This is a genomic window from Frankia sp. RB5, assembly GCF_059816245.1.
Genome location: NZ_JCBATA010000063.1, coordinates 1 through 15,231 on the forward strand (window position 1 = coordinate 1; position 15,231 = coordinate 15,231).

General features: G+C 73.5%; 11 protein-coding genes and 1 rRNA gene. 10 read left to right on the plus strand and 2 right to left on the minus strand.

Going from position 1 to position 15,231, the window contains the following annotated elements:
* Window positions 1–5: 5 nt before the first annotated feature.
* The 7 genes from rrf to AC6EXY_RS26220 all read left to right on the plus strand — a co-directional run bounded on the left by rrf (window position 6) and on the right by AC6EXY_RS26220 (window position 9,045).
* Window positions 6–122, plus strand: a 5S ribosomal RNA gene (rrf, locus tag AC6EXY_RS26190).
* 153 nt (window positions 123–275) lie between these two features.
* Complete coding sequence (icmF, locus tag AC6EXY_RS26195) at window positions 276–3,527, plus strand: fused isobutyryl-CoA mutase/GTPase IcmF (RefSeq protein ID WP_499818981.1); 3,252 nt, start codon at window positions 276–278, stop codon at window positions 3,525–3,527.
* 189 nt (window positions 3,528–3,716) lie between these two features.
* Window positions 3,717–4,223, plus strand: a complete 507-nt coding sequence (locus AC6EXY_RS26200) for a MarR family winged helix-turn-helix transcriptional regulator (RefSeq protein ID WP_101829826.1) — start codon at window positions 3,717–3,719, stop codon at window positions 4,221–4,223.
* An 8-nt stretch (window positions 4,224–4,231) separates the two neighbouring features.
* Window positions 4,232–5,722 (plus strand): mycofactocin biosynthesis glycosyltransferase MftF, encoded by a 1,491-nt coding sequence (gene mftF, locus AC6EXY_RS26205; RefSeq protein WP_101829827.1) that lies wholly within the window; start codon window positions 4,232–4,234, stop codon window positions 5,720–5,722.
* Window positions 5,719–6,927 carry a cysteine desulfurase family protein gene (locus AC6EXY_RS26210; RefSeq protein WP_101829828.1) on the plus strand — a complete coding sequence of 403 codons (1,209 nt, stop codon included), beginning with the start codon at window positions 5,719–5,721 and terminating at the stop codon, window positions 6,925–6,927. Before mftF ends, AC6EXY_RS26210 begins: the two co-directional genes overlap by 4 nt.
* Window positions 6,927–7,982: a tRNA 2-thiouridine(34) synthase MnmA gene (gene mnmA / locus AC6EXY_RS26215; RefSeq protein ID WP_499818455.1), complete on the plus strand. Its 1,056-nt coding sequence runs from the start codon at window positions 6,927–6,929 to the stop codon at window positions 7,980–7,982. The genes AC6EXY_RS26210 and mnmA overlap by 1 nt, the downstream gene beginning before the upstream one ends.
* 25 nt (window positions 7,983–8,007) lie before the next feature.
* The gene (locus AC6EXY_RS26220) at window positions 8,008–9,045 is read left to right on the plus strand and encodes a methionine synthase (protein ID WP_207770113.1); all 1,038 of its coding nucleotides are present in this window, start codon (window positions 8,008–8,010) and stop codon (window positions 9,043–9,045) included.
* A 41-nt stretch (window positions 9,046–9,086) separates the two neighbouring features.
* On the opposite strand, the gene AC6EXY_RS26225 is transcribed toward AC6EXY_RS26220, so the two are convergent.
* On the minus strand, window positions 9,087–10,274 hold the full coding sequence (locus AC6EXY_RS26225) for an RNA-guided endonuclease InsQ/TnpB family protein (RefSeq protein ID WP_101829831.1): 1,188 nt from the start codon (window positions 10,272–10,274) through the stop codon (window positions 9,087–9,089).
* A 96-nt stretch (window positions 10,275–10,370) separates the two neighbouring features.
* Between AC6EXY_RS26225 and ligA the strand changes: the two genes are divergently transcribed.
* On the plus strand, window positions 10,371–12,488 hold the full coding sequence (ligA, locus tag AC6EXY_RS26230; protein ID WP_499818454.1) for an NAD-dependent DNA ligase LigA: 2,118 nt from the start codon (window positions 10,371–10,373) through the stop codon (window positions 12,486–12,488).
* Window positions 12,489–12,555: 67 nt separating this feature from the next.
* Here the strand turns inward: ligA and AC6EXY_RS26235 are convergent, their stop codons facing one another.
* A complete protein-coding gene (locus AC6EXY_RS26235) occupies window positions 12,556–13,263 on the minus strand; it encodes an ACT domain-containing protein (RefSeq protein WP_101829873.1) in 708 nt (235 codons plus the stop codon).
* A gap of 147 nt (window positions 13,264–13,410) precedes the next feature.
* Here AC6EXY_RS26235 and gatC point away from each other — a divergent pair, with 147 nt between their 5' ends.
* The gene (gene gatC, locus AC6EXY_RS26240; RefSeq protein ID WP_101829833.1) at window positions 13,411–13,707 is read left to right on the plus strand and encodes an Asp-tRNA(Asn)/Glu-tRNA(Gln) amidotransferase subunit GatC; all 297 of its coding nucleotides are present in this window, start codon (window positions 13,411–13,413) and stop codon (window positions 13,705–13,707) included.
* Window positions 13,708–13,720: 13 nt separating this feature from the next.
* Entirely contained in the window at window positions 13,721–15,226 is a 1,506-nt protein-coding gene (gene gatA / locus AC6EXY_RS26245) for an Asp-tRNA(Asn)/Glu-tRNA(Gln) amidotransferase subunit GatA (RefSeq protein WP_101829834.1), read from the plus strand.
* Window positions 15,227–15,231: the final 5 nt, after the last annotated feature.

Consider the following 15,231-nt stretch of genomic DNA (forward strand, 5'->3'; position numbering starts at 1 on the left):
GATGTTTCGGTGGTTTTGGCGAAGGGGAAACGCCCGGTCTCATTCCGAACCCGGAAGCTAAGCTCTTCAGCGCCGATGGTACTGCATGGGGGACCGTGTGGGAGAGTAGGACGCCGCCGGACTTACACACGTAGGGTCGCTCCGACATTGTCGGAGCGACCCTACGTGTATGTGCGGACAGGCGCATCCTTGATCAGGTTCCTGGTCCGAGTGGCTGCAGGTAGATGGGCGTCCTACTATCGGACGTGACACATCGGCCGAGGGGAGCCGCTTCGATGTCGTCTGATCTGCACGTCCCAGATCACCCGGTCCGCATCGTCACGGCGGCAGCGCTGTTCGACGGGCATGACGCGGCGATCAACATCATGCGGCGCCTGCTGCAGGCCCAGGGCGCCGAGGTCATCCACCTCGGTCACGATCGGGGCGTCGAGGACGTGGTGACCGCCGCGGTACAGGAGGACGCGCAGGGCGTGGCTCTCTCCTCGTACCAGGGTGGGCACGTGGAGTATTTCACGTACCTGGTGGATCGGCTGCGTGAGCGCGACGCTGGCCACGTGCGGGTCTTCGGTGGCGGTGGCGGAGTGATCGTGCCGGCCGAGATCGACCTGCTGCAGTCCCGCGGAGTCAGCCGGATCTTCTCTCCCCACGACGGCCAGGAGCTGGGGCTCGCCGCGATGGTGAACACCATCATCCGAGACTGCGACGTCGATCTCGCCGGCGATGGTGTGAAGCTGGACGAGGTCGCCAGCGGCGATCAGGGAGCACTCGCCCGCGCCATCACGGTCCTCGCCGCCGGGCGCGACGTCGAGGAGTTCGCCGCCGCGCTGCGTGCGGAGGCCGACCGGCGCCCACCCATGCCCGTGCTGGGCATCACCGGCACCGGCGGTTCGGGCAAGTCATCGCTGACCGACGAGCTGCTGCGGCGCTTCCGCCTCGACCAGGGCACGGACCTGCGCATCGCCGTGCTCGCCGTCGATCCCAGCCGGCGTCGCGGCGGCGGGGCGCTGCTCGGCGACCGCATCCGGATGAACGCCCTCGGCCAGGGCGACGGGTGCGTCACCTATTTCCGGTCGCTGGCGACCCGGCGGGCCGACAGCGAGGTCCCGGCGCACCTGCGGGACATGGTCGCCGCCTGCCACCTGGCCGGCTATGACCTGGTCATCGTCGAGACACCTGGGATCGGGCAGGGCGACGCGGCGATCGTCGACTACTGTGAGGTCTCGCTGTATGTGATGACACCCGAGTACGGCGCCGCCTCCCAGCTGGAGAAGATCGACATGTTGGAGGTCGCGGACGTCGTCGCGGTGAACAAGTTCGAGCGCCGTGGGGCACAGGACGCGCGCCGCGATGTCGCGCGCCAGCTGATGCGCAACCGGGAGGCGTTCGACCAGTCGTGGGAGGAGATGCCGGTCTTCGGCACGTCCGCCGCCCGCTTCCACGACGACGGCGTGACAGCCCTGTACCACCATCTCGTCGGGCTGCTGGCGGCGCGCGGCCTGCGGGTCGGGCCGGGAGAGCTGGCCACGGTCAGCACGCGCGTGTCCCGCGACCTCGCCCCGGTCGTCCCGGCCGCCCGCGCCCGCTACCTGGCCGAGATCGCCGAGACGGTCCGCGGCTACCACGCCGAGACGGAGCGCCAGGCGCTGCTCGCCCGCCGCCGCGAGCACCTCACGACGGCACTTGACGCCCTGCGCGCCACCGGTGGGGAGGCGGGGTCCCTCACCGCGCTGCGAGACGCGGCCGACACGGCGCTCGCGCCGTGGGCGGGCTCCCTGCTGGCCGAGTGGCCCGCCACCGTCGCGCAGCGCCAGGGCGACGAGCTGACCTACCTGGTGCGCGGCCAGGAGGTCCGCACCCCACTGCGGCGCACGACGCTCGCTGGCAGCCAGGTCTCCCGGGTGGCGCTGCCCCGCCTCGACGACGCCGCCGGGCTGCTGCGCTTCCTGCGGCGGGAGAACCTGCCGGGCGTCTTCCCCTACACCGCCGGCTGCTATCCGTTCAAGCGTGCCGGGGAGGCGCCGGCGCGCATGTTCGCCGGCGAGGGCGACCCGTTCCGGACGAACCGCCGTTTCCACCTGCTGTCCGCCGGATCCCCCGCCACCCGGCTGTCCACCGCCTTCGACTCGGTGACGCTCTACGGGCGTGACCCGGCGGCCCGGCCGGACATCTACGGCAAGGTCGGCACGTCCGGAGTGTCGGTCGCCACTCTCGACGACATGAAGGCCCTGTTCGACGGCTTCGACCTGTGCGATCCGGCGACCAGCGTGTCCATGACGATCAACGGCCCGGCGCCGGCGATCCTCGCCATGTTCCTGACCACCGCGATCGACCAGCGGCGCGACGCCTTTCGCAGCGAGCACGGCCGCGAACCGGACGCCGACGAGGCCGCGACCATCGCCGCGCACACCGTCGCCACCGTCCGCGGCACGGTGCAGGCCGACATCCTCAAGGAGGACCAGGGCCAGAACACCTGCATCTTCTCGACGGAGTTCGCGCTGCGCGCGATGGCCGACGTGCAGGAGTGGTTCATCGGGCACGACGTCCGCAACTTCTATTCGGTGTCGATCTCCGGATATCACATTGCCGAGGCCGGTGCGAATCCCATCACCCAGCTCGCCTTCACCCTGGCGAACGGATTCACCTACGTCGAGGCCTACCTGGCCCGCGGCATGCGCATCGACGACTTCGCCCCGAACCTGTCGTTCTTCTTCTCCAACGGGATGGACGCGGAGTACACCGTCATCGGGCGGGTCGCCCGGCGAGTGTGGGCGGTGGCGATGCGGGAGCGCTACGGCGCCGGGCCGCGTTCCCAGATGCTCAAGTACCACGTGCAGACGTCCGGCCGGTCACTGCACGCCCAGGAGATGGCGTTCAACGACATCCGCACGACGTTGCAGGCCCTGTGCGCCGTCTACGACAACTGCAACAGCCTGCACACGAACGCCTACGACGAGGCCGTCACCACCCCGACCGAGGGTTCCGTCCGGCGCGCTCTCGCCATTCAGCGGGTCATCGACCAGGAATGGGGGCTCGCCGCGAACGAGAATCCGCTGCAGGGGTCGTTCGTCGTCGACGAGCTGACCGATCTGGTGGAGGAGGCGGTGCTGGCCGAGTTCGAGCGGATCAGCGACCGGGGCGGGGTGCTGGGCGCGATGGAGACCGGTTACCAGCGCGGTCGGATTCAGGACGAGTCCATGCTCTACGAGCGGCGCAAGCACGACGGCAGCCTGCCGGTCGTCGGTGTCAACACGTTTCTCGCCGCGGACCCGGCGGCCGCCGAGACGGGTGGCCCGCAGGAACTCGCCCGGGCCACCGAGGGCGAGAAGAGCTCGCAGCTCGCCCGCCTCGCCGACTTCCACCGCCGGCACGCCGCCGAGACAGGGCCGGCACTGGCGGACCTGCGCGCGACCGCGGCCGGCACCGGAAACGTCTTCGCGGCGTTGATGAACGCGGTCCGCGTCTGCTCACTCGGACAGATCACCAACGCGTTTTTCGAAGCCGGTGGTCAGTATCGCCGCAACGTGTGAATCCGGCCGGAAAGCGACGGAGGCGACAGATGCATGTGATCGGTCACGCCCCGCAATCTCCGCGTGCGCATGAGTCTTTGCCTGCACGTGGCGTCCTGGGGTGCAATGGACGCTGGCCGTCGTCGGGACGGTCCCCGGCCGGGCGGCCGGGCGGGAGACGTCCCTCGACGTGCAGGAGCGACCGAAGCCGTGGCCACCCCCAAACCGCTGCCCACCGATCCGATAGCGGAGGCCCACCGGCACTGGACGGCCCACGGGTGGGGCGCGGTCGCGGACGGCATGGCGGCGGTGACGTCGTTGATGCGGGCCCAGCAGATCATGCTCGCCCGGGTCGACGAGGTGCTGCGCCCGCTCGACCTGACCTTCGCCCGCTATGAGCTGCTGATGCTTCTGATGTTCTCGCGGCACGGCGCGCTGCCGCTCAACAAGATCGGCAGCCGGCTGCAGGTCCATCCGACCAGCATCACCAGCGCGGTCGACCGGCTGGAGGCCCGCGGTCAGGTCCGCCGCAACCCGCATCCCACCGATCGGCGGGCGATCCTCGCCGAGATCACCGACGAGGGCCGGGCCACGGCGCTGGCGGCCACGAAGGCGCTCAACGACACCGTCTTCGCCGACCCCGGCCTCGGCGACGGTGGAGTGCGCACGCTCATCGCCCTGCTCACCGACCTGCGCCGCGCCGCCGGCGACTTCTGACCCGCCGCATGACCCGCCGCCTGACCCCGCTGCCGGCCTTCTTCCGGCTCTGGCCCGATCCCGGCCTCGCCGTCCTGCGCGCCGCCGAGGGCCAGGGCCAAGGCCAGGTGCTGCTCGGCGGCTCGCCGCTGCGGCTGATGACCCTGTCACCCGCCGGGGCCGGAGCCTTCGCCCGGCTGCGTGCGGGCGGCCCGGTCGGCGACGCGGGCGCGGGGGCCGCCGCACTGGCCCGCCGCCTCGCCGACGCGGGCCTCCTGCACCCCCTGCCACCGGCGTCCGCGGGCGCGGCGACAGGGACAGGGGCAGCAGGGGCAGTAGGGACAGCGGCGCCGGCGCTGACGGCGGTCGTTCCCGCCCGCGACGAGGCCCGCCGGATCGGCGCGCTGGTGACGCTGCTGCGCGCCCGCTGCGCCGAGGTGATCGTCGTCGACGACGGCTCCCGCGACGCCACCGCCGTGGCCGCCGCATCCGCCGGCGCCCGGGTGATCCGCCATCCGCATCCGCGCGGACCGGCCGCGGCCCGCACCACCGGCGCGCGGGCCGCCCGCACCGAACTGATCGTCTTCTGTGACGGCGACGTGCGTCCCACCGGTGACTGGCTCGAGCGTCTCGCCGCCCACCTCGCCGATCCGGCGGTCGCCGCCGCCGCGCCGCGGGTCTCCTCTCCCGTCCCGCCCGGCGGGCGCCCTGGTCTGCGGGCCCGCTACGAGGCGGCGCGCTCCCCGCTCGACCTGGGCGCCCGGGCGGCGCCGGTGCGGCCCGGCGCACGGGTGTCCTACGTGCCGACCGCGGCCCTGGTCATCCGCCGCCGGCTGGTCGCCTTCGACCCGGCGCTGCGCTACGGCGAGGACGTCGACCTGGTCTGGCGGCTCGTCGCCGCCGGGCACACCGTCCGCTACGAGCCGGCGGCCGTGGTCGGGCACGAGCCGCGTGGGTCCTGGTGGGCGTGGGCCCGCCAGCGGCACGGCTACGGGCGCTCGGCGGCGGCGCTGGCCCGGCGCCACCCCGGCGCGCTGCGCCCGGCCCGCGGCGCCGCGGCTACCGTGACCATCGCCGCCCTGCTCGCCGCGCGAACCCGCCCGGCCCGACTGGCTGGGCTGGCTGGGCTCGTGGTGGCCGTCGCGTCCACCGGGCGGACGGTGCAGCGCCTCGCGCGGCGGCTGGAGCGGGTCGAGCGGCCCGCGCTCGTCGCGCTCGCGCTGACCGCGCGGGGCCGTGGCCATGGCCTGCGCGCCGCCGCCGAGACCGCGCGGCGCGTCTGGCTGATCCCGCTGGCCTGCGCCGGCGCCCCCGGCCGGCTGGTGCTCGCCGCCGCGGCGGCACCGCTGGTCGGCGACTGGTGGGCCGAGCGCCCGGACGTGGGCCTGCTGCCCTATGTGCTGCTGCGCGTCGCCGACGACGCCGCCTACTGCGCGGGCGTCTGGACTGGTTGCCTGTCCCACGGCAGCCTCGATCCACTGCTGCCCACCCGGCGCGCGAGGCTACCCTCTACGGTGTGACCTATCTCGACCACGCGGCGACGACGCCGATGCGCCCGGAGGCGCTCGCCGCGCTGACCGCGAGCGGCGCCGTCGCGGGCAATGCCTCGTCGTTGCACGCCAGCGGGCGCCGGGCTCGCCGCGTCGTCGAGGAGTCCCGCGAGGTGCTGGCCGGTCTGCTGGGCGCCCGTCCGTCGGATGTCGTGTTCACCGGCGGCGGCACGGAGAGCGACAACCTCGCCCTGAAGGGGCTGTTCTGGGCGCGCCGGGCGGCCGAGCCGGCGCGGCGCCGGATCCTGGTCAGCGCCGTGGAGCACCGCGCCGTCCTCGACACGGTCGCCTGGCTGAGCGCCGCGCAGGGCGCCGAGGTGGAGCTGCTCGAGGTCGACGCCGCCGGCACCGTGCACCCGGAGACCCTCGAGGCCGCCCTCGCCCGCGACCCCGACTCCGTCGCCGTCGTCTCCGTGATGTGGGCGAACAGCGAGGTCGGTACGGTCCAGCCGGTGGCCGCCCTCGCTGGCGTCGCGCATCGGCACGGCGTGCCCTTCCACACCGACGCGGTGCAGGCCTTCGGTCAGCTCCCGGTCACCGTGAACGCCAGCGGGATCGCCACCGGCGAGGACGCGCCGGACGCGATCACCATCTCCGCGCACAAGGTCGGCGGCCCGGTCGGCGTGGGTGCGCTGGTCGTGCGCCGCGGCCTGGTCCTGCAGCCACTCACGCACGGTGGTGGCCAGGAGCGTGACATCCGGTCCGGCACCCTGAACACCGCCGGGGCGGCCGCGTTCGCCGCGGCGGCCACCGCCGCCTGCGAGCACCTGCCCCGTGAGAGCGCGCGTCTCGCCGCGCTGCGCGACGACCTGGTCCGCCGCGTCCAGCACGAGGTGCCCGGGGCGATCCTCAACGGCGCGCCCCTCGCCGGGCCGCCCGGAGCCCCCCGCCGCCTGCCCGGCAACGCCCACCTGACCTTCCCCGGCTGCGAGGGCGACTCGCTGCTCATGCTGCTCGACGCGCGCGGCATCGAGTGCTCCACCGGTTCGGCCTGCTCGGCGGGGGTGGCGAGGCCCTCGCACGTGCTGCTGGCGATGGGGGCCAGTGACGAGCACGCCCGCTCCTCGCTGCGTTTCTCCCTCGGTCACACCTCACGGGCCGCCGACGTGGACGCGCTCGTCGAGGCAATCGGCCCGGTGGTGGAACGAGCCAGCCGCGCGGGGGTGACGGTCTGATGCGCGTGCTCGCCGCGATGTCCGGCGGGGTCGACTCCGCGGTCGCCGCCGCGCGTGCCGTCGAGGCCGGCCACGACGTCACCGGGGTGCACCTGGCGCTGTCGCGCTCACCGGAGTCGGATCGCACCGGCGCCCGCGGCTGCTGCACGCTGGAGGACGCGCGCGACGCCCGCCGCGCCGCCGACGTGCTCGACATCCCCTTCTACGTGTGGGATCTCGCCGAGCGGTTCGAGGCTGACGTCATCGACGAGTTCGTCGAGTCGTACGCCCAGGGCCGCACGCCGAACCCGTGCGTGCGTTGCAACGAGCGGATCAAGTTCGCCGCCGTCCTCGACCGGGCCCTCGCCCTCGGCTTCGACGCCGTCGTCACCGGCCATCACGCCCGCCTCGACCCGGACGGCACCCTGCGCCGCTCCGTCGACCCGGCCAAGGACCAGTCCTACGTGCTGGGGACGCTGCGCCCCGAGCAGCTCGCCGCCGCCCGCTTCCCCCTCGGCGACTCGACGAAGGCGCAGGTGCGCCGCGAGGCCGCCGAGCGGGGCCTGGCCGTCGCCGACAAGCCGGACAGTCACGACATCTGCTTCATCTCGGGCGGCGACACCGGCGGCTGGCTGCGCGACCGGCTCGGCTCCCGCCCCGGCCCCATCGTCGACGCCGACACCGGCCAGACGCTGGGCGAACACGACGGCGCGTTCGCCTTCACCGTCGGCCAGCGCCGCGGCCTCGGCCTCGAACGCCCGGCACCGGACGGCCGCCCCCGCTACGTCCTCGACATCTCCCCGGTGACCTCGACGGTCACCGTCGGCTCCGCCGAGGCGCTGGACGTCTGGCGGCTGGTCGCTGACCGCGCGGCCTGGCCACACGAAGGGGTGGTCGCCTGCGAGGCGCAGGTGCGCGCGCACGGCGGCGTCGTCCCGGCCCGGGCGCAGGCCCACGGCGACGAGCTGGTCATCACCCTGGGCTCCCCGGTGCGGGGCACCGCGCCCGGCCAGGCCGTCGTCCTCTACGACGGCGACCGCGTCCTCGGCGCAGGGCACATCCTCGCCACTGGATAGGCAGGTGTCACGGGATGATGGCCGGGTGACCTGTGATGACTGCTGGCCCGCGGGTGCGGCGACCGGCGTTGGCTCGCTGCCCGGCACCGACGCGGTGTGGGCCCAGAAGCTGGTGTTCGACGAGCTGCCCGACCTGCCGCACCTGCCGGAGCTGCCCGCCCGCGGGCCGGGCGCGTCGATGCTCGGCCGGGCCGGCGCGATCCTGCTCGACCTGCCCGTCGACCTGCAGCCCGCCGGCTGGCGGCTCGTGCCCCGGCCGGGCCTGGACCTGCGCCGCGCCCGCGACCTGCTCGAACGCGACCTCGACGCGCTCGCCGACACCGCCGCCGGCTACGCCGGCCCGTTCAAGGTGGCCGTCACCGGCCCGTGGACTCTCGCCGCGCAGCTCGAACTGCCCCGCGGCCACAAGGCCCTGTCCGACGTGGGCGCGACCCGCGACATCGCCGAGGCGCTGACGGCCGGCCTGGTCGAGCACCTGCGCGACCTCGCCCGCCGCGTGCCGGGCGCCCGCCTGCTCCTCCAGCTCGACGAGCCGTCACTGCCCGCGGTGCTGGCCGGCCGCGTGCGTACCCCCAGCGGCTTCTCGGTGCTGCCCCCGGTCGAGGAGGGCCTGGCGCAGGCGCGGCTGCACGCGCTCGTGGACGAGGTGCGCTCGGCGTCCGCCGTCGCCGGGATCGGCGCCCACTGCTGCGCCCCGAACGTGCCGCTGACGTCCCTGCGCACCGCCGGGATGGACTTCGTCGGCCTCGACGTAGCCCTGCTGACCAGGGACGATGACGATTCGGTCGGCGAGTTCGTCGAGTCCGGCGGCCGGCTGGTCGCCGGGCTGGTGCCCACCGCCTCCCCGGACGCGGTCGCCTCCCCGGACCTGTCGGACGTCCGCCGTACTGTCGAGCCGGTCAGGGCACTGTGGAGCCGGCTGGGATTGCGGCCCGAACAGCTCGGGGAGGTGGTCGCCGTGTCACCCGCGTGTGGCCTGGCCGGATTCGGCGCGGACGAGGCCAGGGCGATCCTGCGCCACTGCCGTCGCGCCGCCCGCGAACTCGTGGACGCGCCGGCTTGACGTCCTCCCCCGCCTGAAGTGAAGGCGGGGGATTCCAACTCCTACACACCCACCAGAGGGGGTGCGCAATGTTGAGGTTCGCGGTTCATCGGCGCGGTCAACACCGCGCCTCCCCGCGCGGTCACCGCACGTCCTGCGGCGATGTTCACTGCTGCGTTCACGTCGGCGTTGGCCGTGTGCCCGCAGACCGCGCACCAGAAGACCGCTTGGCTCTCGCGGTTCCCGGGCGCCGTATGCCCGCAGGCCGAGCAACGCTGAGACGTGTAGGCGGCCGGGATCTTCTCGACCCGGCCGGGGGCTTTCTGTTCCAGGCGTTGGACGAGCTGTCCCCAGCCATTGGCGAGGATACCCCGGTTCAGCCCGGCTTTCTGCCGCACGTTTCGGCCCGGCGCTTCGACGGTCCCGCGCGCCGACCGGGTCATACCCCGAATGTTCACATCCTCGACGCGGATCAGGTCGTACCGGCGGGCGAGATCGGTGGAGGTCTTCTCCACCCAGTCCTTACGCCGGTCGGCCTCCCGGGCTTTCACCCGGGCGATCTGGCCTGTCAGCCGGGTGCGCCGGTTACTGCCCCGCGTGGCCCGCGCGAGCCGGCGTTGCAGCCGGCGGAGCCGGCTGGCCTCGGCGGGTCGCAGCCCGGGGCAGCGCAGCAGCTCGCCCGTCGACAGGGCCGCGGACACCGCCACACCCCGGTCCACCCCGACGACCCCACCGGTACCGGGTGCGTCGATCGGCGCGGGCACGGCGGCGAACGCCACATGCCAGCGGCCCGCACGGTCACGGGTCACCCGGTAGGACCTGAAGTCAGGGACGCGGCGCGAGACACGGAACTTCACCCAGCCGACTTTCGGTACCCAACAGTGCGACCATCGCCGGTTCAGCTTTTCGACCCGGGCGTTTTTCCCCACAACCTGGAAGCCTTCGGACTGACCTCGTTTCCGATAGGTCGGACGCCGGTGCGAACCGTTGAAGAAGTTCCGCAGAGACTGGTCGAAGTCCCGCAGCGCCTGCTGCTGCACGGTCTGCGACCCGGCCCGCAGCCAATCGAACTCGGCGCGCGCGGCGGTCAACTGCCGACACCGTTCCAGATGGTTCGGGGATTTTCCCCGGAAAGGCGTCCACCACGACTGCTGTTCGACCGCAAGGTTCCACACGAATCGCGCATGCCCGCAGTGCTCGTCAAGCCCGGCGATCTGGCCAGGCGTCGGATCGAGGCGGTAGCGGGATATGCGCTCATTCTACAGAAAGGATCCCCCCGTGCGTTCCAGCGTGGCGCGCCGTTTCCTCCCCGGCCTGAAGGCCGGAGTATCCACGGCGCAAATCTGATGACTGAATCGGCCAGCCCCCCCGGATCGGCCAGCCCAGCCGAGCGGGCGCGGGCTACCGACCTCGCCCGCGAGCTCGAGGAGCACGCCTACCGCTACTACGTGCTCGACGCGCCGACGGTCTCCGACGCCGAGTACGACCAGCTGATGCGCGAACTGACCGCGCTCGAGGAACGCCACCCCGACCTGCGCACCCCCGACTCGCCGACGCAGAAGGTGGCGGGGTCCTTCTCCACACTGTTCACCCCGGTGGAACACCTTGAGCGGCTGCTCTCGCTCGACAACGTCTTCGACGACGACGAGTTCCACGCCTGGTCCGCGCGCGCGGCCCGGGAGAGCGAGGTCGACGCCTGGCTGTGCGAGCTGAAGATCGACGGCCTGGCCGTGGACCTCGTCTACGAGGACGGCCGCCTGGTCCGCGCGGCGACCCGCGGCGACGGCCGGACGGGGGAGGACATCACCCCGAACATCCGCACGCTGTCGAGCGTTCCGACCCGGCTGCGCGGCACCGCGGTGCCCGAGCTGCTGGAGGTCCGCGGCGAGGTGTTCTTCCCGACGGCGAAGTTCGCCGAGCTCAACGCATCCCTGGTCGAGGCCGGCGGCAAGCCGTTCGCCAACCCGCGCAACGCCGCCGCCGGCTCCCTGCGCCAGAAGGACCCGCGGGTCACCGCCGGCCGCCCCCTCGACATGATCGTCCACGGTCTGGGTGCGCACCGCGGCTTCGACGTGGACTCCCAGTCCGGCGCGTACGCCCGCCTCGCCGAGCTCGGCCTGCCCGTGTCCCACCGCTTCGAGGTCGTGGCGACCATCCCCGAGGTGCTCGGCTACATCCACCGCTGGGGCGACGCCCGCCACGACGTCGAGCACGAGATCGACGGCGTCGTCGTCAAGGTCGACTCCTTCCCGCTGCAGCGCCGGCTCGGCTCGACGTCGAAGGCGCCACGCTGGGCGGTCGCGTTCAAGTACCCGCCGGAGGAGGTCACCACGAAGCTGCGCGACATCCGGGTCAACGTCGGGCGCACCGGCCGGGTGACGCCGTTCGGCGAGCTGGAACCCGTGCTGGTCGCCGGCTCCACGGTCGGTCTCGCCACCCTGCACAACATCGACGAGGTCGGCCGCAAGGGCGTGCTCATCGGCGACACGGTCGTGCTGCGCAAGGCCGGCGACGTCATCCCCGAGATCGTCGGCCCGGTCGTGGACCTGCGCGACGGCACCGAGCGGGCGTTCGTCATGCCCACCCACTGCCCCGAGTGCGGCACCGAGCTGGTGCGCCCCGAGGGCGAAGTCGACATCCGCTGCCCGAACACCTACGCCTGCCCGGCGCAGCTGCGCGAGTCGATCTTCCACCTCGCCTCGCGCGACGCACTGGACATCGACGGCCTCGGCTACGAGACGGCCACCGCCCTGCTGGAGGCCGGCCGGGTCCGCGACATCGGCGACGTGTTCCACCTGACGCCCGAGTCGTTCGAGGGCCTGCGCGGCTTCGCCCAGAAGAAGATCGACCAGATCCTGCGCGGCGTCGAGGACGGCCGGCACCGGCCGCTGTGGCGCCTGCTGGTCGGCCTGTCCATCCGCCACGTCGGGCCGACGGCGGCCCGGGCGCTCGCCCGTGAGCTGCGCTCCCTGGACGCGATCGCCGCCGCCCCCGCCGAGACCCTCGCCGCGGTCGACGGCGTCGGGCCGAAGATCGCGAACGCGGTGGTCGACTGGTTCGCCGACGAGCGGCACCGCGACATCGTCGCCCGCATCGCCGCCGGCGGCGCGTCCCTCGCCGACGCCGGCGCCGACGAGGGCCCCCGCCCGCTCGACGGCGTCACCGTGGTGATCACCGGCACGCTGCCTGAGCCGTGGAGCCGCGACCGCGCGACCGAGGCGGTGCAGACCCGCGGCGGCAAGGTCACCGGCTCGGTGAGCAAGAAGACGACCTTTGTCGTGGTCGGCGCGGATCCCGGCGCCGCCAAGTACGACAAGGCCCGCAGTCTCGGTGTCCCGGTCCTCGACGACACCGGCTTCGCCCTCCTGCTCGACCGCGGCGCCGACGCCGCCCGAGAAGCAGCCGCCCCTATCGACGCCGATCCCGCCGTCGCCGATCCCGCCGTCGCCGATCCCGACGCCTGATGCCGCTGCCCGGCGTGCCGCCCGGCGTCTCGGGGTGGTGTCGCCGCGGGGGCGGGCTCGCCGGAGGTCAGGGTCGGCGGCCGGCGAGGCTGGCGGCGATGCCGGCGAGGTGAGCCAGCCGCTCGATCTCGGCGGCGCGGAAGGCGGGACCACCGGGTCGGCCGAGGAGAATCACCAGGTGGTCGTGGCCGACGGGGGCCGCGGCCAGGGCCATCTCGACGGCCTGCCAGCGGGGTGGGAAGCCGTCCTCGTGGGCGCCGATCGGGCGGGCTTGGGCGAGCGGCATCCAGCGTGGGGCGAGGCGGACCCGCTCCGGCACGCCGAGGTCATCCCCGCCGAGGGTCGGGGCGCCGACGGAGGTCTCCCGTACCCGGACGTCGCCGGCGTCGACCTGTTCCAGCAGCACCGCCCAGTCGGCGTTGAACACGCAGGGCGCGAGTTCGGTGAGGATGGCCGCGGCGTCGGCGGGCCGTTCGGCCAGCGCGTCGGCGAGGTCCAGGTCGCCTGTCACCCCTACACCGTCCGCCAGGAAGGGGCGCAGCGATTCGACGATCACGCCGGGGACGGACTGGGCGGCGCTCAGAGCCCGATCGGCGAGTCCGCCGGGCGGTAGCACCACGAGCAGGTCGTCGACGGCGCCGACCGGACCGCGTTCGACGACGGTGACGCTCAGGATGTCGATACCGGCGCTGCCCAGGGCGGTGGCGACCGCTCCGAGGGTCCCCGGGCGGTCCGGGAGGACGACGCGCATCAGGTACGACATGTAGTTGAGCATGCACAGCGAGCGTGTCGCGGGCATAGCCGATCGGTCACGCCGAGATGTCGCGCGCCGGCCCGTACGATGACAGCACGGGGACGCGGCGAGGCGCGCACCGCCAGTGTGCACCGCCAGTGTGCATTGCCAGTGAAGGAGCAGGACGCCATGGGGATCACGCGGGACGAGGTAGCCCATCTCGCCCGGCTGTCGCGGATGTCGGTGACCGACGACGAGCTCGACGCGCTCGCGCCGCAGCTTGAGGCGATCCTGTCGGCGGTCGCCCGGGTCGCGGAGGTCGCGGCGGCGGACATCCCGCCGACCAGCCACGCGGTGCCGCTGACGAACGTGTTCCGCCCGGACGTCGCCCGTCCGTCGCTGCCCGCCGCGGAGGCCCTGGCCGGCGCCCCGGCCGCCGAGGATGGCCGCTTCCGGGTGCCCCGCATCCTTGATCCGGACGAGTGAGGTCTCCGCCCGCATGACCGACCACCCGACATTCCCCGACGTTGTGCGCCTGACGGCCGCGGCCACCGCGGCCGCGATCGCCGCGGGCGAGCTGTCCGCCGTCGAGGCGACGCAGGCGGCGCTCGACCGGATCGCCAAGGTCGACGACACCATCCACGCGTTTCTGCATGTCGATGCCGAGGGCGCGCTCGCTGCGGCCCGGTCCGTCGACGAGCGGCGCGCCGCCGGGGAGGCACTCGGCCCGCTCGCCGGCGTCCCGCTCGCGCTCAAGGACGTGCTGACCGCCCGCGACATGCCGACGACCTGCGGCAGCAGGATTCTCGAGGGCTGGCACGCGCCGTACGACGCCACCGTGGTCAGCCGGCTGCGGGCGGCGGACGTCGTCGTGCTCGGCAAGGTCAACATGGACGAGTTCGCGATGGGGTCGTCCACGGAGAACTCGGCGTACGGGCCGACGCGCAACCCGTGGGACACCACCCGCATCCCCGGTGGCTCGAGCGGCGGGTCCGCGGCGGCGGTCGCCGCGTTCGAGGCGCCGCTGGCGATCGGCACCGACACGGGCGGCTCGATCCGCCAGCCGGCGGCGGTCTGCGGGCTGGTCGGGGTGAAGCCGACCTACGGCGGGGTGAGCCGCTACGGGCTGGTCGCGTTCTCCAGCTCGCTCGACCAGGCTGGTCCGCTGGCCCGGACCGTCACCGACGCGGCGCTGCTGCACGCGGCGATCGCCGGGCATGATCCGCTGGACTCGACCAGCGTCGACGTGCCGGTGCCGCCGGTGGTGGAGGCGGCCGGGCGGCGCGACGTGCGCGGGCTGCGGGTGGGCGTGGTGCGCGAGCTCGCGGGGGAGGGCTACGACCCCGGGGTCGAGGCCGCGTTCGCCGCGGCCGTCGAGGCGCTGACCGAACTCGGCGCCGAGGTGGTCGAGGTGAGCTGCCCGCACTTCCAGTACGCGCTGGCGGCCTACTACCTGATCGCGCCGAGCGAGTGCTCGTCGAACCTCGCCCGGTTCGACGCGATGCGCTTCGGGCTGCGTCTCGGGGACGACGGCCAGGCCGGCGCCGAGGAGGTCATGAGCCGCACCCGCGAGGCGGGCTTCGGCCCCGAGGTGAAGCGGCGCGTGATCCTCGGAACGTACGCGCTGTCGTCCGGTTACTACGACGCCTACTACGGCCAGGCGCAGAAGGTGCGCACGCTGATCAGCCGGGACTTCGCGGCGGCGTTCGAGCGGGTCGATGTGCTGGTCTCGCCGACGACGCCGACGCCCGCGTTCCCGCTCGGCTCCAAGGTCGACGATCCGGTCGCGATGTACCTGTCGGACCTGTGCACGATTCCGTCGAACCTGGCCGGTGGGCCGGCGATGAGCCTGCCCGCGGGTCTGGTGGACGGGCTGCCGGTCGGCATCCAGATCATGGCGCCGCCGTTCGCCGACGACCGGCTGTACCTGGTCGGCGGTGCGCTCGAGGAGGCGCTCGACGCCCGCCGCGGCCATCCGCTGGTCGCCGAGGCACCGGCGCTGTGAGTGTG

What these genes read in the sequence shown, in the direction of transcription:
- icmF (WP_499818981.1), top strand. Translation starts at nt 276, where the DNA reads ATGTCGTCTGATCTGCACGTCCCAGATCACCCGGTCCGCATCGTCACG.
- mftF (WP_101829827.1), top strand. Translation starts at nt 4,232, where the DNA reads ATGACCCGCCGCCTGACCCCGCTGCCGGCCTTCTTCCGGCTCTGGCCC.
- mnmA (WP_499818455.1), top strand. Translation starts at nt 6,927, where the DNA reads ATGCGCGTGCTCGCCGCGATGTCCGGCGGGGTCGACTCCGCGGTCGCC.
- ligA (WP_499818454.1), top strand. Translation starts at nt 10,371, where the DNA reads ATGACTGAATCGGCCAGCCCCCCCGGATCGGCCAGCCCAGCCGAGCGG.
- AC6EXY_RS26235 (WP_101829873.1), bottom strand. Translation starts at nt 13,263, where the DNA reads ATGCTCAACTACATGTCGTACCTGATGCGCGTCGTCCTCCCGGACCGC.
- gatC (WP_101829833.1), top strand. Translation starts at nt 13,411, where the DNA reads ATGGGGATCACGCGGGACGAGGTAGCCCATCTCGCCCGGCTGTCGCGG.
- gatA (WP_101829834.1), top strand. Translation starts at nt 13,721, where the DNA reads ATGACCGACCACCCGACATTCCCCGACGTTGTGCGCCTGACGGCCGCG.